Source organism: Streptomyces canus 299MFChir4.1, assembly GCF_000383615.1.
Lineage (GTDB): Bacteria > Actinomycetota > Actinomycetes > Streptomycetales > Streptomycetaceae > Streptomyces > Streptomyces canus_C.
The window spans coordinates 104007-130053 of sequence record NZ_KB911593.1 but is presented as its reverse complement, the minus strand read 5'-3'; the positions used below and the strand labels follow the sequence as shown (position 1 = coordinate 130053).

General features: G+C 71.5%; 27 protein-coding genes. 16 read left to right on the top strand and 11 right to left on the bottom strand.

Annotated features, from left to right (window positions below; genetic code table 11):
• Positions 1 to 32 precede the first annotated feature (32 nt).
• From H293_RS0125315 to H293_RS0125305, 3 genes are all read right to left on the bottom strand, one after another.
• The gene (locus H293_RS0125315; protein ID WP_020120640.1) at positions 33 to 1595 is read right to left on the bottom strand and encodes a type 1 periplasmic-binding domain-containing protein; all 1563 of its coding nucleotides are present in this window, start codon (positions 1593 to 1595) and stop codon (positions 33 to 35) included.
• Entirely contained in the window at positions 1595 to 3712 is a 2118-nt protein-coding gene (locus H293_RS0125310) for a hypothetical protein (RefSeq protein ID WP_020120639.1), read from the bottom strand. Before H293_RS0125310 ends, H293_RS0125315 begins: the two co-directional genes overlap by 1 nt.
• A 107-nt stretch (positions 3713 to 3819) precedes the next feature.
• Positions 3820 to 4146, bottom strand: a complete 327-nt coding sequence (locus H293_RS0125305; protein WP_020120638.1) for an ArsR/SmtB family transcription factor — start codon at positions 4144 to 4146, stop codon at positions 3820 to 3822.
• A gap of 96 nt (positions 4147 to 4242) precedes the next feature.
• On the opposite strand from H293_RS0125305, the gene H293_RS0125300 reads away from it, so the two are divergent.
• Positions 4243 to 5217, top strand: a complete 975-nt coding sequence (locus tag H293_RS0125300) for a quinone oxidoreductase family protein (protein WP_020120637.1) — start codon at positions 4243 to 4245, stop codon at positions 5215 to 5217.
• Between the two features lie 58 nt (positions 5218 to 5275).
• On the opposite strand, the gene H293_RS0125295 is transcribed toward H293_RS0125300, so the two are convergent.
• Positions 5276 to 6538 carry a PucR family transcriptional regulator gene (locus tag H293_RS0125295; RefSeq protein WP_020120636.1) on the bottom strand — a complete coding sequence of 421 codons (1263 nt, stop codon included), beginning with the start codon at positions 6536 to 6538 and terminating at the stop codon, positions 5276 to 5278.
• Positions 6539 to 6631: 93 nt separating this feature from the next.
• On the opposite strand from H293_RS0125295, the gene H293_RS0125290 reads away from it, so the two are divergent.
• Both H293_RS0125290 and H293_RS0125285 read left to right on the top strand, forming a co-directional pair.
• Positions 6632 to 7081 carry a nucleoside deaminase gene (locus tag H293_RS0125290; protein WP_020120635.1) on the top strand — a complete coding sequence of 150 codons (450 nt, stop codon included), beginning with the start codon at positions 6632 to 6634 and terminating at the stop codon, positions 7079 to 7081.
• Positions 7074 to 8048 (top strand): isopenicillin N synthase family dioxygenase, encoded by a 975-nt coding sequence (locus H293_RS0125285; RefSeq protein ID WP_020120634.1) that lies wholly within the window; start codon positions 7074 to 7076, stop codon positions 8046 to 8048. The genes H293_RS0125290 and H293_RS0125285 overlap by 8 nt, the downstream gene beginning before the upstream one ends.
• A gap of 144 nt (positions 8049 to 8192) precedes the next feature.
• On the opposite strand, the gene H293_RS0125280 is transcribed toward H293_RS0125285, so the two are convergent.
• Both H293_RS0125280 and H293_RS0125275 read right to left on the bottom strand, forming a co-directional pair.
• Positions 8193 to 9584 carry a purine-cytosine permease family protein gene (locus H293_RS0125280; RefSeq protein WP_020120633.1) on the bottom strand — a complete coding sequence of 464 codons (1392 nt, stop codon included), beginning with the start codon at positions 9582 to 9584 and terminating at the stop codon, positions 8193 to 8195.
• 81 nt (positions 9585 to 9665) lie between these two features.
• Positions 9666 to 10055 carry a PLD nuclease N-terminal domain-containing protein gene (locus H293_RS0125275; protein ID WP_020120632.1) on the bottom strand — a complete coding sequence of 130 codons (390 nt, stop codon included), beginning with the start codon at positions 10053 to 10055 and terminating at the stop codon, positions 9666 to 9668.
• A gap of 87 nt (positions 10056 to 10142) precedes the next feature.
• Between H293_RS0125275 and H293_RS0125270 the strand changes: the two genes are divergently transcribed.
• Genes H293_RS0125270 through mqnP form a run of 3 tightly spaced genes read left to right on the top strand, consistent with a single transcriptional unit; the run spans position 10143 to position 12987 of the window.
• Positions 10143 to 11600 (top strand): menaquinone biosynthesis decarboxylase, encoded by a 1458-nt coding sequence (locus H293_RS0125270; protein ID WP_020120631.1) that lies wholly within the window; start codon positions 10143 to 10145, stop codon positions 11598 to 11600.
• On the top strand, positions 11597 to 12067 hold the full coding sequence (locus H293_RS0125265; protein WP_020120630.1) for a hypothetical protein: 471 nt from the start codon (positions 11597 to 11599) through the stop codon (positions 12065 to 12067). The genes H293_RS0125270 and H293_RS0125265 overlap by 4 nt, the downstream gene beginning before the upstream one ends.
• Positions 12064 to 12987: a menaquinone biosynthesis prenyltransferase MqnP gene (gene mqnP, locus H293_RS0125260; protein WP_020120629.1), complete on the top strand. Its 924-nt coding sequence runs from the start codon at positions 12064 to 12066 to the stop codon at positions 12985 to 12987. The genes H293_RS0125265 and mqnP overlap by 4 nt, the downstream gene beginning before the upstream one ends.
• A gap of 67 nt (positions 12988 to 13054) precedes the next feature.
• On the opposite strand, the gene H293_RS0125255 is transcribed toward mqnP, so the two are convergent.
• Positions 13055 to 13648: a rhomboid family intramembrane serine protease gene (locus H293_RS0125255; RefSeq protein ID WP_020120628.1), complete on the bottom strand. Its 594-nt coding sequence runs from the start codon at positions 13646 to 13648 to the stop codon at positions 13055 to 13057.
• Positions 13649 to 13727: 79 nt separating this feature from the next.
• Here H293_RS0125255 and H293_RS0125250 point away from each other — a divergent pair, with 79 nt between their 5' ends.
• From H293_RS0125250 to H293_RS0125220, 7 genes are all read left to right on the top strand, one after another.
• Complete coding sequence (locus H293_RS0125250) at positions 13728 to 14411, top strand: UbiX family flavin prenyltransferase (protein WP_051138155.1); 684 nt, start codon at positions 13728 to 13730, stop codon at positions 14409 to 14411.
• Between the two features lie 78 nt (positions 14412 to 14489).
• Positions 14490 to 14945, top strand: a complete 456-nt coding sequence (locus tag H293_RS0125245) for an Lrp/AsnC family transcriptional regulator (RefSeq protein WP_020120626.1) — start codon at positions 14490 to 14492, stop codon at positions 14943 to 14945.
• Between the two features lie 49 nt (positions 14946 to 14994).
• Entirely contained in the window at positions 14995 to 16158 is a 1164-nt protein-coding gene (gene mqnE, locus H293_RS0125240; RefSeq protein WP_020120625.1) for an aminofutalosine synthase MqnE, read from the top strand.
• Between the two features lie 94 nt (positions 16159 to 16252).
• A complete protein-coding gene (locus tag H293_RS0125235) occupies positions 16253 to 16900 on the top strand; it encodes a UdgX family uracil-DNA binding protein (RefSeq protein WP_020120624.1) in 648 nt (215 codons plus the stop codon).
• 16 nt (positions 16901 to 16916) lie between these two features.
• Entirely contained in the window at positions 16917 to 17441 is a 525-nt protein-coding gene (locus H293_RS0125230; RefSeq protein ID WP_020120623.1) for a GNAT family N-acetyltransferase, read from the top strand.
• Positions 17442 to 17532: 91 nt separating this feature from the next.
• Positions 17533 to 17844, top strand: a complete 312-nt coding sequence (locus tag H293_RS0125225; RefSeq protein ID WP_020120622.1) for a DUF4229 domain-containing protein — start codon at positions 17533 to 17535, stop codon at positions 17842 to 17844.
• A 46-nt stretch (positions 17845 to 17890) separates the two neighbouring features.
• Complete coding sequence (locus H293_RS0125220) at positions 17891 to 18565, top strand: TetR/AcrR family transcriptional regulator (RefSeq protein WP_020120621.1); 675 nt, start codon at positions 17891 to 17893, stop codon at positions 18563 to 18565.
• Here H293_RS0125220 and H293_RS0125215 read toward each other — a convergent pair.
• The gene (locus H293_RS0125215; RefSeq protein ID WP_020120620.1) at positions 18558 to 19538 is read right to left on the bottom strand and encodes a MaoC family dehydratase; all 981 of its coding nucleotides are present in this window, start codon (positions 19536 to 19538) and stop codon (positions 18558 to 18560) included. The two genes, H293_RS0125220 and H293_RS0125215, sit on opposite strands and share 8 nt — an antisense overlap.
• Positions 19538 to 20827 carry a 3-oxoacyl-ACP reductase gene (locus tag H293_RS0125210; RefSeq protein WP_028808175.1) on the bottom strand — a complete coding sequence of 430 codons (1290 nt, stop codon included), beginning with the start codon at positions 20825 to 20827 and terminating at the stop codon, positions 19538 to 19540. The genes H293_RS0125215 and H293_RS0125210 overlap by 1 nt, the downstream gene beginning before the upstream one ends.
• An 88-nt stretch (positions 20828 to 20915) precedes the next feature.
• Here H293_RS0125210 and H293_RS0125205 point away from each other — a divergent pair, with 88 nt between their 5' ends.
• Together H293_RS0125205 and H293_RS0125200 are read left to right on the top strand one after the other, a co-directional pair.
• A complete protein-coding gene (locus tag H293_RS0125205; protein WP_020120618.1) occupies positions 20916 to 22202 on the top strand; it encodes an acetyl-CoA C-acetyltransferase in 1287 nt (428 codons plus the stop codon).
• 221 nt (positions 22203 to 22423) lie between these two features.
• A complete protein-coding gene (locus tag H293_RS0125200; RefSeq protein WP_020120617.1) occupies positions 22424 to 24340 on the top strand; it encodes an AMP-dependent synthetase/ligase in 1917 nt (638 codons plus the stop codon).
• On the opposite strand, the gene H293_RS0125195 is transcribed toward H293_RS0125200, so the two are convergent.
• Together H293_RS0125195 and H293_RS0125190 are read right to left on the bottom strand one after the other, a co-directional pair.
• Positions 24328 to 24519, bottom strand: a complete 192-nt coding sequence (locus tag H293_RS0125195; RefSeq protein ID WP_020120616.1) for a DUF397 domain-containing protein — start codon at positions 24517 to 24519, stop codon at positions 24328 to 24330. The two genes, H293_RS0125200 and H293_RS0125195, sit on opposite strands and share 13 nt — an antisense overlap.
• Complete coding sequence (locus H293_RS0125190) at positions 24516 to 25370, bottom strand: helix-turn-helix domain-containing protein (RefSeq protein WP_020120615.1); 855 nt, start codon at positions 25368 to 25370, stop codon at positions 24516 to 24518. The genes H293_RS0125195 and H293_RS0125190 overlap by 4 nt, the downstream gene beginning before the upstream one ends.
• A gap of 117 nt (positions 25371 to 25487) precedes the next feature.
• On the opposite strand from H293_RS0125190, the gene H293_RS0125185 reads away from it, so the two are divergent.
• Entirely contained in the window at positions 25488 to 25904 is a 417-nt protein-coding gene (locus H293_RS0125185) for an ATP-binding protein (RefSeq protein ID WP_020120614.1), read from the top strand.
• Positions 25905 to 26047: the final 143 nt, after the last annotated feature.

Below are 26047 nucleotides of genomic sequence, written 5' to 3'. Positions count from 1 at the left end.
GCGGCTGAGCGCCAAAAACCCTGCCTGCCGTCCTATGAGGGCGGCAGGCACTCCTTTGCCGGGGGCTTGCCCTCCGGCCAGGCGATCCGCACGAAGCGGGCGGTGCCCTGCGGGGTCAGTTCCACGATCGGTACGGCCTTGTCGTACGGGTTGCCGTGGTTGTCGAGGCAGATCCAGCCGCTCGCTCCGTTGACGCGCTGCTGGGTGCCCTTGACGAGCCGCCACTCGTTGCGGACCTCTTCGAGGGTGGGGACGTCCTTGCTGCCCTTGGCGAACCGGATGCCCTGGTACGTCAGCCGCATCGCGTCGTAGGCGATGATCAGCTGGCCGTCCTCCAGGTCGACGTCACCGATCGGGCCCACCTTGTCGCCCTGGCCCTCGCGCACCAGGTCCTGCAGGGCCCTGGCCTCGGCGGCCGAACCCCCGGTGGCGGGCGGGGACTTCACCCAGGCGTCCGGGTGGGCGAGCGCGGTGTAGCGGACGGTGAGGTTGCGGTTCAGGGCGTCCCGGTTCAGGGCCTTGTCGCCAGTGAGGTAGGACGCCTCGTCGCCGGTGAGCAGGGTGAACCTCCGCTTCTGGCAGCCGCGTTCGCCGAGCGCGTTGATGAACTGCCGCAGCTGGGTGTGGCGGCCGGCGAACAGGATGGTGTCGGTGCCGGCGTCCGTGTCGCAGACCAGGTGGGTGATCTGCTCGAAGTCGTTGGCGGTACTGCCTTCCAGGCTGCGGTCGTCGGGCGGGTTGAACGACCAGGGGGCGTACGGCGATCCCTTGAGCAGTTTCTCGAAGGAGCGCTGGAGGGTCAGCGAGTAGGGGTCGCCGTTGTCCCTGTCGTCCGCCTTCTGGTCGTAGACCAGGACCGCCTTGTCGGCCGCGACCCGGGCGAAGGAGGTGAGCGCGCGGGCCTCGTCGGTGTTGGTGGGGGCGACCCGGGCGAGTCCGGGGAAGGGGTCCTTGCCGTGCTGTCCGTTGGCGAGGTTGTCGGCGGTGATGGAGGTGCCGATCACCGCGATGCCGCGGGCGGTGAGCGCGGTGACGGCCCGCTTGTTGTCGGCGGTGCTCAGCCCGACGCCGGCGACCGCCCGCAGCCGGTCCTTCTCCCCGGTCATGCCCGCCAGCTGCTCGATGGTGTGTTCCCAGTGGGCGCCGGTGGCACCGGGGTTGGCGAGCACCAGCCGGATCGCGGGGACGGTCCCGTTGGAGCGGTGGTTGGCCTGGTACTGCGCGAGATACGCGCCCTGGAGTTCGTGCAGCACGTCGCCGAGGTTGTCGGCGTCGGTCGCGGTGAAGGGTTCGAGGAGGGCCACGGTGACGTACGGGCCCTTGATGGAACGGTTCTCGCGGTCGATCGCCCGCACGACCGGTCGCAGCGGGGCGCGGTCCCAGTCGTAGCCGGTCGCCGAGACGCCGACGCACTCGTCGCTGCCCTCGGGCCTGACGACCCCGGCCGCGCAGGAGCGGTCGTCGTGGGCGAGGGTGCGGACGACGAAGCCCAGGGCGCCCAGCACCACGAGGGTGAGCAGCAGGGCGACGTACCGGCGCAGGGGGATCTCCCAGACGCCCTCGCGCAGCCATGTTCCGAAGCCTCTGCCGGCCATCACGCCGCCCCCTCGCCGTCGCCGCTGTCCTCGCCGCTGTCGTCGTCGTTGCCGTCGGGGACCCTGAGTGGGCGGCCGGCGAGCGCGTCCTCGGGCCAGTCCCGGGAGGCCCGCCACAGCAGCGCGTTGCCGGCCGGGCGCAGGTTGGACAGCTGCTCCAGTTCGAAGCGCAGCCGGTCGCAGACCTTCGGGTCGGGCAGTGCGAGCGGATCGGTCAGCTGCCACACGGCGTGCAGCAGCCGCCGTATCCGCAGGTGCAGTGCGACGGCCGAGGGGTCCAGGGAGTCCGGCAGCAGCTGGGCGGCGTCCGTGTGGCCGAGCGCGATCGCCGCGCGCCGGTCGTCGTGGGCGGCGAAGTCGTGGCCCTCGGCGTCGTGCGCGTGGAAGTAGGGCGCCGAGGCGACGAAGCGCAGGGTGCGCAGCCAGGTGCGGGTGTCCAGGGCGGTGAAGGTGTCGCGCAGGTGGGCGACGGCCGACTCGGTGGAGCCCAGGGCGAGTTCGTGGTGCAGGCGGTAGCGGGTGTGGGCCTCGTCCGGGCCGGGGGGCGCGTAGTGCGCGATCAGGGTCTCGTGTGCCTCGCGCCAGCGTCCGTGGTCGGCGGAGCGGTGGTGCAGCCGGAGCAGCAGCAGCGTCCGCACGAAGGGGTCGCCGACGAACCGGCCCGGCACCTCCGGCAGCCCCTCCTGGACGAGCCGGGTCTGCAGCGCCCGTACGTCGGCCGGGCCGAAGTCGTCCGGCAGGAGGGCCGCGGCCAGGGCGGTGGCGGAGTCGTGGTCGTGGGCGGCGGCCAGCACCGTCAGCTCCTCCAGCCGGTCGGCGGGCACGAGCCGGTCCAGGAGTTCCACGTAGGCGGGTCTGGCGTCGCGGTCCTCGCGCAGCCGTACGTCGGAGGTGAGCAGTTCGCCGAGGGAGGCCGTGCCGTTCTGCGCGGCGGATTCGGTGAGCAGCGTGATGCCCAGCGGGTTGCCTCCGGTCAATCGGTGGACGGCGTGCGGGAGTTGGGGCGACACCTGGTGCTCGTCGACGATGTGCAGGGTGTCGTCGGCGGTCAGCGGCGGCAGCGAGACCAGCAGGGCGCGGGAGGAGGGGGAGGCGGGGTCGGGCGTCCAGTCGGTGCGCCGGGCGACCTCCGGGAGGGTGCGCCGTACGGCGTTGCGCAGGGCGGGGCGGCCGGTGCCGCGCAGTGCGGTGATGAAGACGACCTGGTCGGCGATGCCCTCGGAGCGGTCGCGCAGGACGGGGTCGGTGAGGCCGGGGCCGGGCCCGGACTGCGCGTTGTCGACGAGGACGAGGGGCCGGCCCAGGCGCTGCATGCGGGGCAGCACGCCGGTGTAGGCGTCGGTGAGGTCGGCGAGCAGGGCGCGGACGAGATGGCGTTCGGCGTGTTCGCGGGAGGTGCCGCCGGCCCTGAAGTGCCCGGACAGCAGCATGAGTCCGCGCCGGGCGTTGCGGCTCGCGTTGGGGTAGTCGCGCCACCAGGTGGCCGCCCGCTGCTGCCGTCGGTGGACGAAGCCGTCGGAGATGGACTCCAGGGTCGCCTCGATGGCGGACTGGAGCAGCGGGCCGGTCCCGGTCGCGGCGGCGGCGACATTGGCGGCGACCCGCCCGGCCCAGCGCCCGGCGAACCCGGCGATCCACGACCCGCTCTCGTTGAGCAGCAGGATCCGCTCGACCTCACGCCGGATGCGCTCGGAGTCGGCGTCCCGCCACCCGCCCGCGGCCACCGCGACCAGCCCCGACATCAGCCGCGGGAAGGTGATCCGCCCGGCGCCGGTCACCGGCTGCGCGAGCTGCTCGGCGATCACCAGCAGGGCCTGCGACACCGGCGACCAGGCCTCGGCGTCCCGGCCCGGGGGCGGCGCCGTGAACTCGGCCGCCCCGCAGTCGACCAGGGCGACCGGGGTGTGCCCGTGGTAGGCCTTCCGCAGTTCGTCGAGCAGGGCGGTCTTGCCCGTTCCGCGGGCGCCGGTGAGCACGACGAAGGGCAGTTCCTGCGGATGCTCCACCGCGGTGGCCCGGTGCTGGTGCGGCCGCAGCCCCACGAGCCGTGGTGCGAGCCCCGCCGGTTCCGTGTCGAACAGCGCTCCGCGCCCGTGCAGCTGTCTGTGCACCCGCATTCCCCCCATGCGCGCTGTTTATCAATACCAGAGTAAGGAGGGGGAGTTGGTTCGCACTAGATCGCGTGATGTCCGTCTGGTTACGAAAAGTCTCGGCACGCGACCGGTTAGCAGTCGGTTCGGAGCACGAGTTCCAGCAGGCCCGGGAAGCGCGCGTCGAACTCCGCCCGGCGGAGCCGGTTGACGCGCCGCGGTCCCTCGTCACGCTGCTCCACGAGCCCGGCCGCGCGCAGCACCGTGAAGTGGTGGCTGAGGGCCGCCTTGCCGACGGGCACGTCGAAGGAGCCGCAGGCCCGGCTCCACTCGGGCGAACCGGACAGCTCCCGCACCAGGGTGAGGCGGACGGGGTCGGCGAGCGCGGCGAGTGCGGTGAGCACCGGGACGTCGTCGGGGTGGGTGTGCTCGGGGGCGGTCCGGTGCCGGGGCGTGCTCATGGATCGCTTCCGTTCCTTCCGTTCCGCTTGCCGAGTGTTCGATGAAAACCATACAGTGGCAAGTGTTCGGTTTTCGTTGAACAGTAGGGGTGAGGCATGCGCGCGGTGGAGTTCCAGGAGTACGGCGGCCCTGAGGTCCTCAAGGTCGTGGAGGCGGGCGTTCCGGCACCCGGGCCCGGCCAGGTGAGCATCGACGTGGCGTACGCCGGGGTGAACTTCGCCGACCTGAAGGCGCGCTCGGAGGGCTACCGGGTGCCCGGGCTGCCCTTCGTCCCCGGCCTTGAGGTGTCCGGGCGGGTCCGGGCGCTGGGCGAGGGCGTGACCGGCCTGAGCGTCGGCCAGGAGGTGACGGCCGCCCTGACGGTGGGCGGCGGGTACGCGGACGTGGCCGTCGCCGACACGGCGAACGTCTACCCGCTCCCGTCCGGCGTCGACCTGCGCACGGCGGCCGGCCTGCCGGCGGTCCTCCCGACGGCGTACGCCCTCGTGCACACCGTCGGCCGGCTCCAGGCGGGCGAGACGGTCCTGGTGCAGGGTGCGGCGGGCGGCATCGGCACCGTGGTGGGCCAGTTGGCGAAGGCGGCCGGCGCGACGGTGTACGGCGTGGTGTCGGGCGCGGCCAAGGCGGCGTACGCCCGCGACCACGGGTACGACGAGGTGTTCGTCGGCGACTTCGCGGAGCCGGTGCGGGCGGCGACCGGCGGCCGCGGGGTCGACCTCGCCCTGGACCCGGTCGGCGGCGACACCCTCCGCGACTGTCTGGCCTCCCTCGCGGTCTACGGCCGCCTGGTCTCCTTCGGCAACGCGAGCGGCGCACCGGCGTGGACCGTGGGCCAGCCCGAGCTGTACCCCCGCGGCCTCTCCGTCGCCGGCTTCTCCATCCTCACCCTCGCCCAGACCGCCCCCGCCGAGCTGCGGACCCTGTCGGAGCGCGCGTTCGCGACGGTGGCCGACGGCACGGTCTCCCTGCCGGTCACCGCGGAGTTCGCCCTTGAGGAGGCGGCCGAGGCGCACCGGCTGATGGGCGCGCGGACGAGCACGGGCAAGCTGCTGCTGAGGGTGAACGGCTGATTTCGGGCTCCGGCCCCGCACCCGCCGACGCAGGGGCCGTTCTTCTCGTCCCCCTTCGCTAGGCCACCGTCCGCAGCCCGCCCCGTGCGACGGCTTTCGCCGTGCGCACCACCCGTTGCGCGCAGGTCGCCGTCAGCAACTCGCCCAGCAGGTCCGGATCGTCGATCTCCAGGCCCAGCAACGACTCGATGCGCTCAAGGCGTTGGTACAGGGACTGGCGGCCTATGTGGAGAAGGGCCGCCGTGCGGGTCGGTGAGCAGCCGTTGCGCAGGTGGACCTCCAGGGTGCGCACCAGGTCGCTCGGGTGGGCCGCCTCCCAGGCCAGCAGCGGCCCCAGGGCGTGCTGGACCAGCGCCGCCAGGCGGTCCCTGTTGGCGTCCACACCGCCCCGGGTCAGCTCCCGCTCCAGCGCCAGGGCCCGGGAGGAGGTCACCAACGGGCCCTCGGGGGAGGCCGGTTCGGCCGGCGGCACGGTCAACGCCAGTTCCAGTGTCGTACGGGCCGCCCGCAGCGTGTCGCTCCAGCGCAGCCAGCCGCCGTCGGAGGCGGAGACGGCGTGGCCCACCGCCACGGTGAGCCCGGGTGCGGCCGCCGTGCGGAAGGCCTCCTGCACCGCTTTCACGGGGTCACCGGGGAGCGTCCCGGGCAGGGACAGCAGCGCCAGGACGTCCCCCGGGAACGCGGCCCGCATGACCCCGGCCCCGCCCAGCAGCCGTACCGCCCGGTCGACGGTGCCCACTTCCCGGGTGCCGTGCAGCGACACCCCGACCAGCCGGGCCCCCGGGCCCGGATGGAACCCGGCGAGCGCCGCCCGCGCCTCCACCTCCGGCTGGTTCAGTGCCGCCCGGTCGGCGAGGTCGGCGAGCAGGGCCGCCGTATGGTCGTCGCCCCACGGCCGTACCACCGAGCGGCCGGACAGCCCGCGCGCGACGATCGCCCGGTTGGCGGCCTCCGTGATCCGCACGAAGGGCACGACCCGGCGCAGGGCCAGCAGGGGCAGGCCCAGACGGCGGGCCTCGTCGGTGACCTCGGGCGGCATGGCGGGCAGGGCGCGGCCGACCTCCACCGCGAGCCCGGCGGCGCCCCGGGCGGCCAGCTCGCGGACGTACCGGCGGCGGACCTCCTCGTCGGCGTCCGTCAGCCCGAAACCGTTGGTGAGTAGCAGCTCACCGCCGTCCAGGAAGTTCGCGCCCTCGTACACCTCGCTCGAATGGACCCAGCGCACCGGGCCGTCCAGCGCGGTGTCTCCGGCCAGCAGCTCGGGCTCGGCGGCGCGGACCGGATCGAGGGCCAGGATCTCGCGAAGGGTGAGTGCGGGCATGCGCGCCTCCCGACAGTTCGTCCGGCTGTGGGCTGCCCGGAGAGTACTTTCCGCACGTTGCCCTCGTGTTTCGACCACAGGAGAGTGAGAGACATGGATCAGGCACAGGCACACCGGTGGCTCGCCACCGCCGTCGAGGAGGCCCGCGCCGGGCTCGCGGAGGGCGGCATCCCCATCGGGGCCGCGCTCTACGGCGCCGACGGCACTCTCCTCGGGCGCGGCCGCAACCGGCGCGTCCAGGACGACGACCCCTCCATGCACGCGGAGACGGCCGCTTTCCGGGCGGCGGGACGGCAGCGGTCGTATCGCGGTACGACGATGGTGACCACCCTCTCGCCCTGCTGGTACTGCTCCGGTCTGGTCCGGCAGTTCGGGATCGGGCGGGTCGTCGTCGGGGAGGCCGCCACCTTCCACGGCGGCCACGACTGGCTGGCCGAGCACGGCGTGGAGATCGTGCTCGTCGACGACGCCGAGTGCGTACGGATGATGACCGACTTCATCGAGAAGAACCCGGCACTGTGGAACGAGGACATCGGTGAGTGACACCCCCCAGCCCCGCATCCCGACCATCGACCTGCGGCCCTGGCTCTCCGCGGACCCCGGCGCCCGCGCCGCCATCGCCCGCACCCTGGACGAGGCCCTGCAGACCGCCGGGTTCTTCCTGGTCACCGGCCATGGTGTCGACCCGGAGCTGCGCTCCCGGATCCGGGAGGCCGCGCGGGCGTTCTTCCGGATGCCCGTGGACGTCAAGCAGCCGTACTCCGCGAAGGTCGGCGGCCGCGGCTGGCTCGGCCCCGGCGCCGAGGCCAACGGCTACTCGGAGGGCACCGAGACCCCGCCGGACCTGAAGGAGTCGCTGACCTTCGCCACCCACGAGCCCTTCGAGGACCCGGTCGTCAACGCGGAGTGGTACGCACCGAACGTCTGGCCCGCCGAGGTGCCGAGGCTGCGGACGCTGTGCGAGGAGTACCTGGAGAAGATGGGCGAGCTGGAGAAGCGGCTGCTCTCCCTGCTCGGTGAGGCCCTCGGGCTCGCACCCGACTTCTTCTCCCGGCACATGGACCATCCGACCTACGGCTTCAACATCAACTGGTATCCGGGGACGGAGGTGACCGGGGAGCCGGAGCCCGGGCAGTTCCGCATCGGCCCGCACACCGACTTCGGCACGGTCACGATCCTCGACCGGCAGGCCGGCAAGGGCGGCCTCCAGGTGTTCACCGACGAGGGCGGCTGGGAGGACGCGCCCTTCGACCCGGACGCCTTCACCATCAACATCGGCGACCTGATGGCCCGTTGGACGGGTGACCGCTGGCGGTCCGGACGGCACCGGGTGCTCCCGCCGCCGGCGGACGCGCCCGCCGAGGAGCTGATGTCCCTGGTCTACTTCGGTGAGTGCACCCCGGGCACGACCGTCGAGTCCGTCCCGGCCCCGGTCGGACGGGTGGCCTACGAACCGGTCGACTCCCACGTGTACCTGCGGGCCAAGCTGGACTCGATCACGGTCGGCTGAGACTCGATCACGGTCGAGTGAAGGGGCACGGGGGGCTCCGTGGGCTTCCTGGCGTGCGGGATCGCCCCCCTCTCCGAGATGACCCGCTGTCACGAGGGATCCATCGGCGGTCCGTGACCCGGACACGCAGGGGCTGAAGAACCCTCAGCGCCCCGGCGACCGCCTCCGCAGCGCCGCGTACAGCAGCGCGCTCAGCGCGAAGCCGACCACGGGGGTGATGTCCCCGAACGACGGCCAGTGCTCCGGTACGTAGCCGACGTAGTCCTCCTGGTTGGAGAACAGCGGCACGGAGACCGCCACGCCGATCAACAGGGCGGCGAGCCCCGGCCAGTTGGTGAAGGAGCGGTCGGTCAGGCGGGCCGCCGACTGCTCCTGCGGCACCCGGGCCCGCAGCCACCGCTCCACCAGGACCACGCCCAGCCAGGGCGCCACCCAGTACGCGATCACCAGTAGGAACGCCTCGTAGGCCGCCCCCGCGTCGGAGAGCGAGGCCCACGCCGCCGCCGTACCGGCGACCCCGGACACCACGACCAGCACGCTCCGGCTCAGCCAGGCCGGGAGGTCCAGGCCGAAGGAGGCGATCGAGATCGCGCCGGAGTACACGTTGAGGGCGTTGGCCGAGACCGCGCCCAGGATGATCGCGATCAGCACCAGGTCGCCCAGCCAGCCCGGGAGATGGCCGGTGAAGGCCGCCGTCGGGGTCGCGTCCTTCGGGGCCAGGATGGTCGCCGAGGCCGCGCCGGTCACGGCCACCACGGTGACCGACAGGAACAGGCCGAGCGCCGGGTAGAGGACCGTCCTGGCCTTGTTCGCCGTACGGGGGAGATAGCGCGAGTAGTCCGAGGCGTACGGGTTCCAGCCCGCCGCGTAGCCCCAGGCCGCGCTGAACGCGAGCAGGAAGCCGCCGATGCCGCCGCCGGTGCCGCCCCCGCCGAGATCGGCGTCCTTGAAGGTCCACACCCCGGCCAGCAGGAAGATCACCGCGAGGGCGGGGAAGGCGTACTTCTCGAAGGCGTGGACGAAGTTGTGGCCGATGAAGCCGATCAGGATCTCGGCGGCCACCACGAGGAGGAGCGACGGCAGCGGGCGCAGCCCGGTCAGGGTGTTGAGCGCGAAGGCCGCGCTGACGCTGTTCACCGCGAACCAGCCGACGCCCGCCACCAGGCCGTTGGCCGCGGCGGGCAGGATGTTGCCGCGGTGGCCGAAGGAGAGACGGCCGATCACCATCTGCGGCACCCCGAACCGGGGCCCGTCCAGGGACAGGACGCCCTGGGTGATCGCCCCGAGAGCGGTGCCGAGCACGATGGCGGCCGTGGCCTGCCAGAAGCTCAGGCCGAAGAAGAGGACCGCGATCACCCCGATGAAGACGGTCGCGAACTCGATGTTGGGGGAGGCCCAGGTCCACAGCAACTGGAGCGGGCCGCCGTGGCGTTCGGCGTCGGGGACGGGTTCCGAGCCCGTCGCCTCGACGGCGATGACCTTGTCACCGTATGCGGGAGCGAGGGTGCCGGCGGAGTCGGCGGGAGCTGTCGTCATGCGAGGTAAGTGTCCGGCCCCCGCCCGCTTCCGCCCAGGGGCGCGATGTCCGCTTCGGGGGGCTCTACGACGTACAGCTTGTCAGCCTGCCTTGGGGTCCTCGCCCTGCTCCCGGCGCTTGAGCTCCTCCTCGCGGCGGCGCAGGTCGGCCTCCCAGTCCTTGAGGAGCGCCTCGTCCCTCTTGTGCTCCGCCTTGAGGGAGTTCAGGAACTCCGGGTTGTCGTCGGGGGCGACGTACTCCATGCGGTGGTTGCGGTGCCACTCGGAGGGGGTGCGGCCGTTCGCCGGCGGGGTGCGCAGCTTGCCCGCGGCGAGCCAGGCGATCGGGCCGACGATCCAGAACAGCAGGATGATGAAGACCCAGGCGATCTTGGGAAGGTGCTTCGCCTCGTCCTCGGGGGTGTTGAGGCAGTCGATGAACGCGTAGATCGTCAGTGCCAGCGGGATCAGGTACATCAGCAGCCGGAACATGTCTTGTGGCCCCCCAGGGAACGTGGTGTGGAGCCTGTGGCGGGCCCCTGACGGGGTCAGGGTAGCGGCTCGGGGATACTTGACCCCATGGCTTACGACGATCTTCGCTCCCTGCTCAGGGCACTGGAACGCGAGGGAGACCTCAAGCGGATCAAGGCCGAGGTCGACCCATATCTGGAGGTCGGGGAGATCGTCGACCGGGTGCAGAAGGCGGGCGGCCCCGCGCTGCTCTTCGAGAACGTCCGCGGGTCGGCCATGCCGCTCGCGATGAACGTCTTCGGGACCGACCGGCGGCTGCTGAAGGCCCTGGGCCTGAAGTCGTACGGCGACATCTCCGACAAGATCGGCGGCCTGCTGCGTCCCGAGCTGCCGCAGGGCTTCGTGGGGGTGCGCGAGGCCTTCGGGAAGCTCGGCTCGATGACGCACGTCCCGCCGAAGAAGGTGAAGTCCGGGGACGCCCCGGTCCAGGAGGTCGTCCTCACCGGCGACGACGTCGATCTGGACCGACTCCCGGCCCTGTTCACCTGGCCGCAGGACGGCGGGTCCTTCTTCAACCTGGGGCTCACCCACACCAAGGACCCGGAGTCCGGGATCCGCAACCTCGGTCTGTACCGCCTCCAGCGCCACGACAAGCGCACGATCGGCATGCACTGGCAGATCCACAAGGACAGCCGCAACCACTACCAGGTCGCCGCCCGGCGCGGTGAGCGCCTCCCGGTCGCGATCGCCTTCGGCTGCCCGCCCGCCGTCACCTACGCCTCCACGGCCCCCCTCCCCGGCGACATCGACGAGTACCTCTTCGCCGGGTTCATCGCGGGCAAGCGGATCGAGATGGTGGACTGCAAGACGGTCCCGCTCCAGGTCCCGGCGCAGGCCGAGGTGGTCATCGAGGGCTGGCTGGAACCGGGCGAGATGCTGCCGGAGGGGCCCTTCGGGGACCACACCGGGTTCTACACCCCGCAGGAGCCGTTCCCGGCGCTGACGATCGACTGCGTGACGATGCGGAAGCGGCCGCTGCTCCAGTCGATCGTGGTGGGCCGCCCCCCGACCGAGGACGGACCGCTGGGCCGCGCGACGGAACGCTTCTTCCTCCCCCTGCTGAAGATCATCGTCCCGGACATCGTGGACTACCACCTGCCCGAGGCGGGCGGCTTCCACAACTGCGCGATCGTCTCGATCGACAAGAAGTACCCGAAGCACGCGCAGAAGGTGATGCACGCGGTCTGGGGGGCACACATGATGTCCCTGACCAAACTGATCGTGGTCGTCGACGCGGACTGCGACGTGCACGACCTGCACGAGGTCGCCTGGCGGGCGCTGGGCAACACGGACTACGCCCGTGACCTCTCGGTCGTCGAGGGACCGGTCGACCACCTCGACCACGCCTCCTACCAGCAGTTCTGGGGCGGCAAGGCGGGCATCGACGCGACGAGGAAGTGGCCCGAGGAGGGCTACACGCGGGACGGCGGCTGGCCCGAGATGGTGCTGTCCGACCCGGAGACGGCGGCGAAGGTCGACCGCCGGTGGAAGGAGTACGGACTGTGAGCCCCATCGCCGCGGGCGGCCCGGCCCTGTTCATCGGCACCGACACCGACTACGTGGCGCTCGTGCGGCCCGCGCTGGACCCGTCCGACCCGGGCGTCCGGCAGGCCGCCGAACAGGCGGGCGTCACCCCGGAGGAACTCGCCGGCCCCGGTGACACCTGGGCGGTCCTCTTCGAGCACGGCGGCGAAGGCGACGGCTTCGAGCTGCCCGGGGTGCGCGACGCGGAACCCGCCGACTTCGCGGAGCGGCTGCGCGCGGGACTCGCCGCGGCGGACGGTCCGTTCACGGTCGACGGCGGAGCGGCGCTGCGACTGGACGCCTCTCCGGCAGGCCCGGACGGATACGCCTTCACGGCGCACGTCACCCCGCCCGACGACGCCGGGACACCGGTGACCGTGGAGACCGGTCCGCTGCCCGCCGCCGCACTCCTGACCGACCTCGACGCCTTCCTCGGGAGCCTCGCATGATGACCACCGCCGACGGGGTCGTGGGCCCGGGCCCGGCGCCGCAGCCGACCGGGAAGGTGAAGGGCTTCCTGCGCCTCGTGATGATCGAGCACTCGGTCTTCGCGCTGCCCTTCGCGTACATCGCCGCGCTGACCGCGATGTACGAGTGGGACAAGAACATCCACTGGGGGCGGCTGCTCCTGGTGACGATCTGCATGGTCGGCCTGCGCACCTTCGCGATGGCGGTCAACCGGATCATCGACCGGGAGATCGACGCACGGAACCCCCGGACGGCGCAGCGCGAGCTGGTCACCGGGGCGATGTCGGTCAAGCACGCCTGGACCGGGGCACTGGTCGCGGTCGTGGTCTTCCTCGGCTCGGCGGCGCTGCTGAACCCGCTGTGCCTGGCGCTGGCTCCCGTCGCGGTGATCCCGATGGTGGTCTACCCGTACGGGAAGCGGTTCACGAACTTCCCCCAGGCCATCCTCGGTCTCGCCCAGGCGATGGGTCCGGTGGGCGGCTGGCTCGCGATCACCGGGGAGTGGTCCTGGGACGCGGTCATCCTCGGCCTCGCGGTCGGCATCTGGATCGGCGGGTTCGACCTGATCTACGCCTGCCAGGACGTGGAGACGGACCGGGAGATCGGCGTCATGTCGGTACCGGCGCGGTTCGGCATCCCCGCGGCGGTGTGGGGCGCCCGGGTCTGCCACTTCCTGACGATGTCCCTGCTCGTCTGGTACGCCGTCGCCACGGAGGCCGGTGGGTTCTTCTGGGTGGGACTGATGATCGTCGCGGGCGCGTTCGTGTACGAGCACTCGATCGTGCGGCCGCATGATCTTTCCCGGCTGAACCGGGCGTTCTTCAGCGTGAACGGGTTCATCGGGATCGCGCTGTTCGTGTGTGCGCTGCTGGATCTGCTGGTGCGGGGGTTGACGGTCTGAGCCCGGGTCCGCAGGTTCGTTGCGGGCTGCGGGCCGGTGGGGGCTTGTCGCGCAGTTCCCCGCGCCCCTAGGTGGGTACAGGTGCTCGGCGTTTGAAGGCGAATGCCGTTGCCACTCCCGCCAGCAGGCCCAGCAGGTGGGCCTGCCAGCTGACCCCGGTCTGGGTCGGCGCCAGGCCCATCACGATCGAGCTGCCCCAGACCGCACCGACCAGGACCCCCGCCAGTACGCCCAGCGGGCGGCGCTCCACCACCCCGCTCACCACCAGGTAGCCGAACAGGCCGAAGATCAGGCCCGACGCGCCCGCCGTGTTGGTGTGGGCCGGGGCTATGAGCCACACGCCCAGGCCGTCGGCCACGATGATCAGGGCGCAGACGGCGAGGAATCGGCGGATGCCGGCCAGCGCCGCCAGGAAGCCCATGACCAGCAGCGGGACGCTGTTCGCGGCCACGTGGGCGAAGCCGAAGTGGATGAACGCGGCCGGTACGACGTCGACCAGCTCGGACGGGGTGCGGGGCGTGATGCCGAGGCCGTCCAGGGCGTGGCCGCTCGCCACGTCCACCACCTCCAGCAGCCACAGCAGCGCGACCCAGCCCACCATCAGCTTGGCCGCCGCCTTCGCGCGATCACCGCGCGACCACTCGAGTTCCCTGTCCGTCATGGCAACCCCCTCCCCTTCAGAGGAACGCCCGACCCCCTTGGCCGGTTCCCACCCTGTGACGCCGGATAGGCTCGGGGGTGTGAACCCAGTCAAGCCAGGAGAGACGCGGCGTACGCCTTGGATCGTAGGGGTGTCCGGCGCCTCCGGCACCCCGTATGCCGCGTCCGTGCTGCGCGCGCTGCTCGCCGCCGGTGAAAGCGTCGACCTGGTGGTCTCCCGTGCCTCGCGGCTCACCCTGCTCGACGAGACGGGGATCTCCTTCCGGGACGCGCACTGGCGCGAGGACCTGCGGGAATGGCTGGCCCGCGGGGCCGACGGCAAGCCCGCGACCTTCGACGTCGACACCGACGCCGTGCGGTACTGGCCCGCCGGGGACCTGGCCGCGGGGCCGTCCTCGGGGTCGTACCCGAGCAAGGGGATGCTGATCGTCCCCGCCTCCACCGCCTGCGTCGCCGGAGTCGCCCTCGGCCTTTCCAAGGACCTGCTCCAGCGGGCCGCGAGCGTGACCTTGAAGGAGCGCAGGCCGCTGGTCGTGGCCGTGAGGGAGACCCCCTTGAACGGCCAGACCCTGCGGCACCTCGTCGCGCTCGACGACGCCGGCGCGAGCGTGGTCCCGGCCTCGCCGGGCTTCTACGCGGGCGCCACCCACATCCAGGACCTGGTGGACTTCGTCGCCGGGCGGGTGCTGGACGCGGCGGGTGTCGGGCACGACCTGTACCGGCGCTGGCAGGGCGAACTGGGCGGCGGCGCGCCGGGTCGGTAAGGCACGTGGGTCAGCAGGGCAAGCAGTGGCAGTACCTCTCATCACTTCAGGCATTTTTCAGCGGAAGGCTTCGATCCCATGGACGCGGTGGACAGGCAGCTCATCCAGGCCCTGAGGGAGAACGGCCGGGCCTCCTACGCGGAGCTGGGGCGCCTCGTCGGTCTGTCGGGACCCAGTGTCACCGACCGCATCAACCGGCTGGAGGCGGCCGGTGTCATCACCGGTTACCGCGCCACCGTCGACTCCGCCTCGCTCGGCCTCGGCGTCACCGCGCTGATCGGTATCTCGCTGTCCGACGCGGTCGACCACGAGGACGTGGCACGCCGGCTCAGGGCCCTCACCGAGATCGAGGACTGCTGGTTCATCGCGGGCGACGACTCGTACATGCTGAAGGTCCGGGCGTCCGACGTGGACGGCCTGGAGAAGATCATCCGGCGGCTGTCCGGGACCGAGGGGGTCTCCAGGACCCGTACCACGATCGTGCTGTCCACGAAGTGGGAGAACCGGGTCGGAGAGCTGCCCGAAGAAGCGTAGAGGCGGGGACGTACGGTTGTCGCAGTCGTCGGAGAAAGGTGTGACCCCCATGGACGTCGGGCTCAAGCGCGAGCTGGAGGACAAGGTCAGGGCCGGTGAACGGCTGACCCGCGAGGACGGCATCGCGCTGTACGAGTCGGACGACCTGGCCTGGCTCGGCGGCCTCGCGCACGAGGTGCGGACCCGTAAGAACGGCGACGTGGTCCATTTCAACGTGAACCGCCACCTCAACATGACCAACGTGTGCACGGCGTCCTGCGCCTACTGCTCCTTCCAGCGCAAGCCGGGGGAGAAGGACGCCTACACGATGCGCATCGAGGAGGCGGTGAAGCTCGCCAAGGCGATGGAGGGCGAGAACCTCACCGAGCTGCACATCGTCAACGGCCTGCACCCGAACCTGCCCTGGCGCTACTACCCGCGCTCGCTGCGGGAGCTCAAGGCGGCCCTCCCGGACGTCTCGCTGAAGGCGTTCACCGCGACGGAGATCCACCACTTCGAGACGATCTCGGGTCTGTCGGCCTCCGAGATCCTCGACGAGCTGATCGACGCGGGTCTGGAGTCCCTCACCGGCGGTGGCGCGGAGATCTTCGACTGGGAGGTCCGCCAGCACATCGTGGACCACCGGACCCACTGGGAGGACTGGTCCCGGATCCACCGCCTGGCGCACGAGAAGGGTCTGAAGACCCCGAGCACCATGCTGTACGGCCACATCGAGGAGCCGAGGCACCGCGTCGACCACGTCCTGCGGCTGCGCGAGCTCCAGGACGAGACCGGCGGCTTCCAGGTCTTCATCCCGCTGCGCTACCAGCACGACTTCGTGGACGTGAAGGACGGCAAGGTCAGGAACCGCCTCCAGGCGCGGACGCAGATGGCGACCGGCGCGGAGGCCCTGAAGACCTTCGCGGTCTCCCGCCTCCTCTTCGACAACGTCCCCCACGTCAAGGTCTTCTGGGTCATGCACGGCGTCCAGACCGCCCAGCTGGCCCTCCAGCACGGCGCGGACGACATGGACGGCTCGGTGGTGGAGTACAAGATCACCCACGACGCCGACAACTACGGCACGCCGAACAAGCTGACGCGTGAGGATCTGCTGGATCTCATTCGAGACGCGGGGTTCCGGCCGGTGGAGCGGAACACCCGGTACGAGATCATCCGGGAGTACGACGGGCCGGACGCGGGGCGTCGGGAGTCTCCTCAGCCGATGCGGGTTTGATTTTCGACTGCGGGTGCGTGGGGGCTGGTCGCGCCCACGCGGCGGAGCCGCAGATGTCCGGGTCCCGCGCCCCTGGGGTGGGTACTCGGATCGTATGGCTGACAAGGCGCCCGAGGATGCCTACAGCGCGGAACCGTTTGTGCCGTCCCGCGGCGGGCTCCCCGCCCTGCGCAAGGCCGCAGCCGGCTGCCGTGGCTGTCCGCTGCACCGGGACGCGACCCAGACCGTGTTCGGCACCGGCGACCCCCACGCGCGCGTGATGCTCGTGGGGGAGCAGCCCGGTGATCAGGAGGACCGGCTGGGGAAGCCGTTCGTCGGGCCCGCGGGCAAGCTGCTCGACCGGGCTCTCGCGGAAGCCGGTGTCGATCCGGCGGAGGCGTACGTCACCAACGCCGTGAAGCACTTCAAGTTCACGCAGGCCGAGCCGCGCAAACGCCGTATCCACAAGGCGCCCACCCTGCGGGAGATGACGGCCTGCGGGCCCTGGCTCGCCAGGGAGCTGGAGCTCGTCGAACCGGAGCTGATCGTCGTCCTCGGCGCCACCGCGGGCAAGGCCCTCCTCGGGGCGTCGTTCCGGGTCACGCAGGTGCGGGGGACCGTGCTGGAGGAGGAGATCCACGGCAGGCCCGAGCGGCTGGTGCCGACCGTGCATCCCTCGGCCGTCCTGCGGGCCGACGACAGGGAGGCCGCGTACCGGGGCCTGGTGGCGGACCTGGAGGTCGCGGCGCGCGCATTGGCGTAAGGCTTACGATGCTGCTGTGTCCCTTACGTTTACTCTCGACCTGGCCGTCACTCCCGCTCTCCGGGACGGCATCCTCGATCTGTGGACGGACGTCAGCAACGCGGGCGGTGCCGTCGGTTTCGTCGCGCCCGTGGAGCGCGAGACCATACGCCCCGAGCTGGTGAAGCACTTCGCGGCGATGGCGGACGGACGCTCCCGGCTGCTCGTCGGACAGGATGCCGACGGCCGGGTGGCCGCCGCCGTGTTCCTCGCCTTCAACACGCACCGGCTGATGACCCACTGGCTGTGGCTGTACACCGTGATGGTGCACCCGCGGCACCAGGGCAAGGGCTACGGCCGTGACCTGCTGGGCGCCGCCGCGGACGCGGCCCGCGGGATCGACGGCATCGAGGCGATACGGCTCACCTGCCGGGGCGGCCTCGGCCTGGAGCGCTTCTACGGCTCCTGCGGCTACAAGGAGGTCGGCCGGATCCCCGGCGCGATCCGCGTCGCACCGGGCGACGACCGCGACGACGTGATCATGCTGCTGCCGCTCTGCTGACCCCCGTCGAAGATCGGGTGCCCGGCGTGCTTCACTGGACGGTGCCCCTTTGTGGGGTTCAAAACCGTTCGAAACGGAAGAGTGGATTGACATGCTCCGCTACACGCTGATGCGCCTCGGAATCCTCGTGGGCTGCCTCGTGGTCGTCTGGGGCCTCGTCTACTCCGGCCTCGCCCCGCGCGGCCTCGGCGACTCCAACGGCATGTGGATCGTCCTGCTCTCCCTGCTGCTCTCGGCCCCCATCAGCTTCGTCGTGCTGCGCAAGGAGCGCGACCGCGCCTCCGCCCAGGTCGTCCAGCGGGTCGACCGGATGAAGGCCAACCTGGAGGCCAACCGCAGCCAGGAGGACGAGGCCGCCGACCAGGCCGCCCCCTCCCAGGGACAGACCCCGCAGACCTCCTGAGCCCAACGCCCCCGCTGCCGTGCCCGCGTGACCGTAGGCTTTGGGCATGGGTGTCGTGAAGAGCAAGCGCATGCCGCGTGCCGTGCGGGAGCAGCAGATGCTGGACGCCGCAGTGGAGATCTTCGGGCAGCGTGGGTACATGGCCGCCTCGATGGACGAGATCGCCGAACTCGCCGGTGTGTCCAAGCCGTTGGTCTATCTGTACCTGAACTCGAAGGAAGACCTCTTCACCGCGTGCATCCGCCGGGAGGCGGCCGCGCTCACCGAGGCCGTGCGGACGGGGGTGCGGACCGAGCTGCCCGCCGACCGGCAGTTGTGGGACGGTCTGTTGGCCTTCTTCACCCACACCTCGCAGCACCCGCACGGCTGGTCGGTGCTGCATCTGCAGGCCCGTATCCACGGTGAGGCGTTCGCCGCCGAGGTCACCGCGATGCGCGAGGAGATCGTGGAGTTCGTGACCCATCTGATCGTGGTCGCGGCCCGCGAGGCCCACCGCGACCCGGACCTGCCCGAGCGCGAGGTCGCCGGCCTCGCCGAGGCGCTCGTCGGAGCCGCCGAGTCGCTCGCCGCCTGGGCCAACGCGACCGCGGGCGTGACGGCGAGGCAGTCCGCGGCGACCCTGATGAACTTCGCGTGGGCCGGGCTCGGGAACATGATGGAGGGCCGGCCGTGGACCCTCCAGGACACGCCTTCCGGCAGCGCCCCGCTCCAGGTCAGCTGACCGCGCCGTCCGCGGCGGCCCCGGTGAGCGGGTACACGCCCCCGCTCACGTGCACGCGGTCCCCGCCGCACAGCTCGAACCGCTCCCCGTCCGCCGCGTAGGTCACCGTCCCCGGCAGCAGCACCGGCGCCCTGAACTCGGCCCGCACCAGCACCGCTTGAGGTGTGCCGTGCGCCGCCAGGCAGCGGGCCGCCGTCCACATGCCGTGCGCGATCGCCCTCGGGAAGCCGAAGAGGCGGGCCGTGAGCGGGTACAGGTGGATCGGGTTGCGGTCGCCGGACGCGGCGGCGTAACGCCGTCCGATGTCCCCGGCCAGCCGCCACTCGGCCACCCCGGGCAGCGGTCCGTGCGACTCCCGCTCCCGCTCCCCGCCTGCGTCCTTCGTGCGGTGCCGCGCAAGGTACGTGCTCACCGACTCCCAGACGGCCTCCGCGCCCACCCGCAGCTCGGTGACGACCGCGACCTCCGTGCCGCGTCGGTGCGGCGCCAACCCGTCGACGTACACGGTGAGTTCGTACTCGCCCGACGCGGTCAGCTCCCGGTACCGGGTGATCTCGATCGAGGTGTGCACAAGGCCGAGCAGCGGCAGCGGGAAGTCCCGCCCGCTCATCAAACGCATGGCCAGGGGAAAGCCCAGCACATGCGGATACGTCACCGGCAGCGCGTCCTCCCCGGTCGCGAACCCGCACACCCGCTCGTAGGCGGCGAGCCGCGCGAGGTCGATCCGCAGACCGGGCAGCACGAGACGGGTCCGGGGGAAGTCCGCGGTGGCCGAGGGCCGTTTGAAGGGGGAGCGCAGTGCGCCCAGGGCGAGGCGGGGGAGGAGGGAGGGGGACCGGTCCAGGACGGTGGACGGACGTGCGCCGGGACCGTCCGGGCCCTCGGCCCGTCCGTCCTTCCCGTAGGCCCCCTCGGCCCCTCCGCCCTCTCCGTACGATCCCTCCGCCTGCGTGTCGTCCGAGTACGTCGCCACTACGCCCCCAACAGGCTCTGACCGCACACCCGTACGACCTGTCCGTTCACCGCGCCGGAGGCCGGATGGGCCAGCCAGGCCGTCGTCTCGGCCACGTCGACGGGCAGTCCGCCCTGTCCGAGGGAGTTCATCCGCCGTCCCGCCTCCCGGATGAGCAGCGGGATCGCCGCCGTCATCTTCGTCTCGATGAACCCCGGGGCGACCGCGTTCACCGTCACCCCGTGCTCGGCCGCCGCCCGGGGTGCCAGGGAGCGCACCAGGCCGACGACACCGGCCTTGCTCGCGCCGTAGTTCGTCTGCCCGGCGTTCCCGGCGAGCCCGGCGATGGACGCGGTGGCGACGATCCGGCCGCCCCGCCGCAGGGTGCCCGCCTCCAGCAGCGCGTCCGTGGTGCGCAGCACGCTCGCCAGGTTCACGTCGAGCACCGAACTCCAGCGCTCACCGGGCATGTTGGCCAGCCGCCGGTCCCGGGTGATGCCGGCGTTGTGGACCAGCATGTCCAGCCCGTCGGGCAGCGCCTCGGCGATCCGCGCGCCCGCGTCCGGGGCCGTGATGTCCAGCGCGAGGGCACTGCCCCCGAGCCGCTCGGCCAGCCGCTCGGCATCCGCCGACGCCCCCGGCACATCGAGGACGACGACCCGCGCCCCGTCCCTCGCCAGGGTCTCGGCGACCGCCGCGCCGATGCCCCGCGCTCCGCCGGTCACCAGGGCCGTCCGTCCGGCGAGGGGGCGAGACCAGTCGACGTCGGCCTCCTGCGGCTGCCCGACCTCGATCACCTGACCGCTGACGTACGCCGACCTGGGGGAGAGCAGGAAGCGCAGGGTCGACTCGGCCGCGGACGCGTCGGTCAGCCGGACGAGGTTGACCGTTCTGCCCCGGCCGATCTCCTTGCCGAGCGAGCGGGTGAACCCCTCCAACGCCTGCTGGGCGGAGGCCTGGTGATGATCCCCCGAAGAGAGCGGCGCCCCCAGGACGACGACCCGGCCGCTCGCGGCGACCGAGCGCACGACCGGATGCAGGGCCGCGTGCACCTCGGCGAGCCCCTCGACGTCCCGCACGCCGGTGGCGTCGAGGAGGACCGCGGCGGGCGCGTCCGACGGGGAGGGGAACTCCGGGAACGCCGGTCCGGACAGCTCCGACTTGCCCGCCGTGAGGTGCAGCACCCCGCCCTTGAACTCCGGGGACTCCGGTGACCAGCGCCGCAGCGCCGCCGGCTGCGGAAGCCCGAGGCGGCGGGTGAGGAACCGACCCGGCGCGGTACCGGTGAAGCTCAGATAGCGGTCGGCCATGTCCATCTCCAGGGTCGGTCGCAGATTCCTTACTCTGGAGTAAGGTTACCGTAGGTAAGTCGATGTTCGTGGTGAGGAGCTGGTGGAGATGAGCCCCCTGAAGCCGCCGGTCGCCCGGCGCGTGGCGATCGTCGCCGGCAGCCGTGTCCCCTTCGCCCGCTCGGACGGCCCGTACGCCACCGCCTCGAACCAGGACATGCTCACCGCCGCCCTCGACGCCCTCGTGGAGCGCACCGGGCTCCAGGAGCCGGGCGCCGTGGGGGAGTTCGTCGCCGGTGCCGTCCTCAAGCACGTGCGCGACTTCAACCTCGCCCGCGAGACGGTACTCGGTTCGAAGCTGGACCCGCGCACCCCGGCGTACGACATCCAGCAGGCCTGCGGGACCGGTCTCCAGGCGGTCATCGCCGCCGCCAACAAGATCGCACTCGGCCAGACGGAGTCCGCGATCGCGGGCGGCGCGGACACCGCGAGCGACGCGCCCCTCGGCGTCAACGACGACCTGCGCCGCATCCTGCTGGAGGCCCGGCGCGCGAAGTCGGCCGGCGGGCGCCTCAAGGCGCTCGCGCGCATCCGTCCGGCCCATCTCGTGCCCGACATCCCGCGCAACGCCGAACCCCGCACCGGTCTGTCGATGGGGGAGCACGCCGCCGTCACCGCCCGCGTGTGGGGCGTGACCCGGGAGGCCCAGGACGAGCTGGCGGCGACGAGTCACCAGCGGCTGGCGGCGGCCTACGAGCGGGATTTCTTCCGGGAGCTGGTGGTCCCCTTCCGGGGCCTGGCCCGCGACCAGAACCTGCGCCCCGGTTCGACGGCCGGCAAACTCGCCGCACTCAAGCCGGTGTTCGGCCTCAAGGACCCCGATCCCACCATGACGGCCGGGAACTCGACCCCGCTGACGGACGGCGCCGCGGTCGTCCTGCTGGCCTCGGAGGAGTGGGCCGAGGCGCGCGGCCTTGAAGTGCTGGCGTACCTCACCGCGTACGAGACGGCGGCCGTGGACTTCGTGCGCGGCGATGTCGCACAGGGGGAGGACGGGCTGCTCATGGCCCCCGCCCACGCCGTCCCCCGGATGCTGGAGCGGGCCGGGCTCGGCATGGAGGACTTCGACCTGGTGGAGATCCACGAGGCCTTCGCCTCCCAGGTCCTCGCGACCCTCGCCGCCTGGGAGAAGCGGGGCCTGGCCCCGGTGGACCGGGACCGGCTCAACGTCACCGGGTCCTCCCTCGCCACCGGGCACCCCTTCGCGGCGACCGGCGCACGGATCGTGGCCACGCTCGCCAAGCTGCTGGCCGAGCGGGAGGGCCCGGGCCGCGGGCTGATCTCGGTGTGCGCGGCGGGCGGCCAGGGCGTCACGGCGATTCTCGAGCGGCCGTAGAAGTCGACAGTTGACAAAGCCTCATTTTGCGGTCGAGGTTGCACAGTCCCGGCTCCGGACCATCAACGAACCCGCACAGACCCATCACTTGAGCCACTTAGGATCACCGTCCTAACCCCTGGTAACCCTTCCCGGCGCACTCGCGGGTGAACGCCCCGGTACGTCCCCTGCGTACCTCATGCAGCGGAGCGGTACCGAGCTGCACGTCCCAGGAGCTGACCATGTCCCTCTCGTACGTGTCCGGCCACGACTACGACGGCGCACCCGTGCTCGTGGAACCAGAGATCGTGCGGCTGGACGGTGAGGTCCGCGAGGTGTCGGTGCCGCCGCTGGTCCCGCCGGTGACCCACGGCTCGCTCGCCGACCTGCCGTTCGACAACGCGCAGGCGGCACCGGAGCAGCGGGTGATGAGCCGCCGTACGGACGACGGCCGCTGGGTCGACCTCACGGCCGCGGAGTTCGCGGGGGAGGTGCTGGCCGTGGCCAAGGGCCTGATCTCGGAGGGCCTGATGCCGGGCGACCGGGTCGCGATCATGGCGCGCACGACGTACGAGTGGACGCTCCTGGACTTCGCCGCCTGGGCCGCGGGCCTGGTGACGGTCCCCATCTATCCCACGTCCTCCGTCTTCCAGACCCGGTTCATCCTCCAGGACTCCGGTGCCGTCGCCCTGGTGACGGAGACGGCCGCCCAGTCCGCCGCCCTCGGTCCGGAACTCAGCCGCCTGCCCGACCTGCGCCACATGTGGATCATGGAGAAGGGGCATGTGGAGCGCCTGGGAGAGCTCGGCCAGGCCGTCCCCGAGCAGGAGATCGGGGTCCGGCGGGGCATGCTGGGCCCGGCCACGGTCGCCACCGTCGTCTACACCTCCGGCACCACCGGCCGCCCCAAGGGCTGTGTGCTCAGCCACGGCAACTTCCTCGCCGAGATCGACAACGCGATCGAACTCCTCTACCCCGTCTTCAAGTCGAAGTCGGACGAGGCGGACCTGGCGACCCTGCTCTTCCTGCCCATCTCGCACGTCTTCGGACGCATGGTCGCCATCGCCTGCGTCCGCGCCCGCGTCCGCCTCGGCCACGCGCCGAGCCTCCAGGCCGAGGACCTCCTCGCCGACCTGGCCAGCTTCAGACCGACCTTCCTCCTGGTGATCCCGTACATGCTGGAGAAGGTCTTCAACAACGCCCGCGCCAAGGCGGAGAGCGGCGGCCGGGTCACCGTCTTCGACCGCGCGACCAACGTCGCCGTGCGCTACGGCGAGGCGATGGAGTCCCGCCACGCCGGTACCGGCTCCGGCCCGGGCGCGGCCCTGAAGACGGCCCGCACCTTCTACGACCCGCTCGTCTTCCGCCGTATCCGCAACGCCATGGGCGGTCGCATCCGGCACATCATCTCCGGCGGCTCCCCGCTCGGCCGCCGCCTCGCCGCGTTCTACGCGGGCGCGGGCATGGAGATCTACGAGGGCTACGGCCTGACCGAGTCGACCGGGGCCGCGACCTGCACCCCACCCCTCAAGCCCCGCCTGGGCACGGTGGGCTGGCCCATCCCCGGCACCCGGATCCGGATCGCTGCGGACGGCGAGATCCTGCTCAACGGCGGTCAGGTGTTCCGCGGCTACTGGGACCCGTACGGCGAAGGGGTGGCCCCCGCCTCCGCCGACGGCTGGTTCCCGACCGGTGACATCGGACAGCTGGACGACGAGGGCTATCTGACGATCACGGGCCGCAAGAAGGAGATCCTGATCACGGCCGGCGGCAAGAACGTCGCCCCGGCCCCGCTGGAGAACTGGCTGCGCTCCCACCCCCTGATCTCGCAGTGCATGGTGCTCGGTGACCGCCGCCCCTACATCTCGGCCCTGATCAGCCTCGACATGGACGGCGTCAACCACTGGCGCCAGATGAACGGCAAGCACCCCGTGCCCGCGGAACTCCTCGTCGATGACGAGGAGTTGAGGCAGGTCCTGCAGCGCGCGGTGGACGAGGCGAACAAGATGGTCTCGCGCCCCGAGTCCATCCGCCGCTTCACCGTCCTGCCGACCGATTTCACCGAGGTGGCCGGCCACCTGACCCCGTCGATGAAGCTGCGCCGGGAGGCGGTCATGCGGGACTTCGCGGGGGAGATCGAAGGGCTCTACGAGCGCTGAGCGCCACGCAGGAAGGCCGACCAGGCGGTGGGGGAGAGGGTGAGGTGCGGGCCGGTCGGATGCGGGTGCTTGGAGTCGCGGAGGTGAACGGTTTCGGGGGTGACGGCGACTTCCAGGCACTCGCCGCCCTCGCCACCGCTGTAGCTGGACTTGAACCAAGTGAGCTGCTCGATGTTCATAGCTCCTCCAGCTTCTGCTCGATCAACTTCCGGGACTCCGAAGGGGAGAGTGCCATCGCTCGCATGATCCCATAGCGATCGGTGATCTTCCGGACCTCTTCCGACTCGGTGATCAAGCGGGGGTACCCCTGGACCTCCGTGTACGCCACCTGGTTGTGCCCCTTGGGAGTCAGCAGGTTGAACGCGCCGTCCATATTGGGGTGTTCCTCCAGTGTGGACGGCATCACCTGGATCTCGACGTTCTGCATCCGGCCGACCTGCAACAGCCGCCGCAGCTGGTCCGCGTGCACTCGCCGTCCGCCGATCGGCCGGTCCAGCACGATCTCTTCGAGGACGTAGCTCACGATCGGGACGGGCCAACGCCCGAAGACCTGCTGTCGGGAGAGGCGGTCCGCGACCCGCTTCTCGATCGTCTCCTCGTCCAGGAACGGTCGCCGTTTGGCGAACACGGCCCGCGCGTAGTCTTCGGTCTGGAGGAGGCCCGGCACCCCGTGGTTGGCGTAGAAATGCAGCTCGACCGCCTCCGCCTCCAACCCCGCATAACTCCGGTACCACTCCGGATGCCGGGTCCGAGCCTTCGCCATCGCCTCCTCGACCTCGGGGACGACCTCCTTCAACAGGCCCCCGGCATCGAGCAGTTCGTCCGCCTTCAGCAGGACCTCCGGCCGTAGAGTCCGAACGCCCCGCTCCATGGCCGAGACCGCGTCAGGGCCGTACCCCACCAGCTCCCCGAACTCCTTCTGCGTCAGCCCCTTCCGCTCCCGCAGTAGCCTCACCATCTTGCCCAGCGCGACGAACAGCCCCGCCGTACCGTCCGCCTCCGCAGGTGTCTCCGGCCTCCGCTCACCCACGCGCCTCACCCCTCCCACCCGACAACGCGTACACCGAACCGACCGCACCCGTACAGCTACTCAGCGTCGCCGAGTCGCACCTGGTCAGCGTAGGGACAACCCAGCACGCTCAGTCACGTGAACGCCGAAATCTCCACCCCCACCGACGAACTGACCCAGCGTCTGAGCGCCACCCCGCGAGGCGCCCGCCTGGCTCGCAGGCTCACCGCCACGCAGCTGGAGGCGTGGGGGTGCCCCCATGACAGCGAGGTGAACGACACCGCGCAGCACCTCGTCGCCGAACTGGCCGCCAACGCGGTGACTCACGGCCGCGTACCCGGAAGGGACTTCGAGCTGCGTCTCCTCCTGCTGCCGGAGAACACGCTCCGTATCGAGGTGAGTGACGCCCGCGGAGACCGTCAACTCCGGTTCGCCCATGAGGAGGACGGTGAACACGGCCGCGGCCTGATCCTCGTCACCCTCCTCGCCGACACCTGGGGCGTCACGGAGCGGGACGTCGGCAAGACGGTGTGGGCCGAGATCGGGCTCGGGTGATGACGCCGACGATTGGCTCCACAGCCACGCTTCGTCCGGGGGCTTCGGGCACAGCGTGAGCGGTGGGATGCGGGGAAAGGAATGGTGACGGTCTTCATCCGGGGCGGGCAGCCTTCGTCGTCGACCTGGTCGGGAGGATGTGC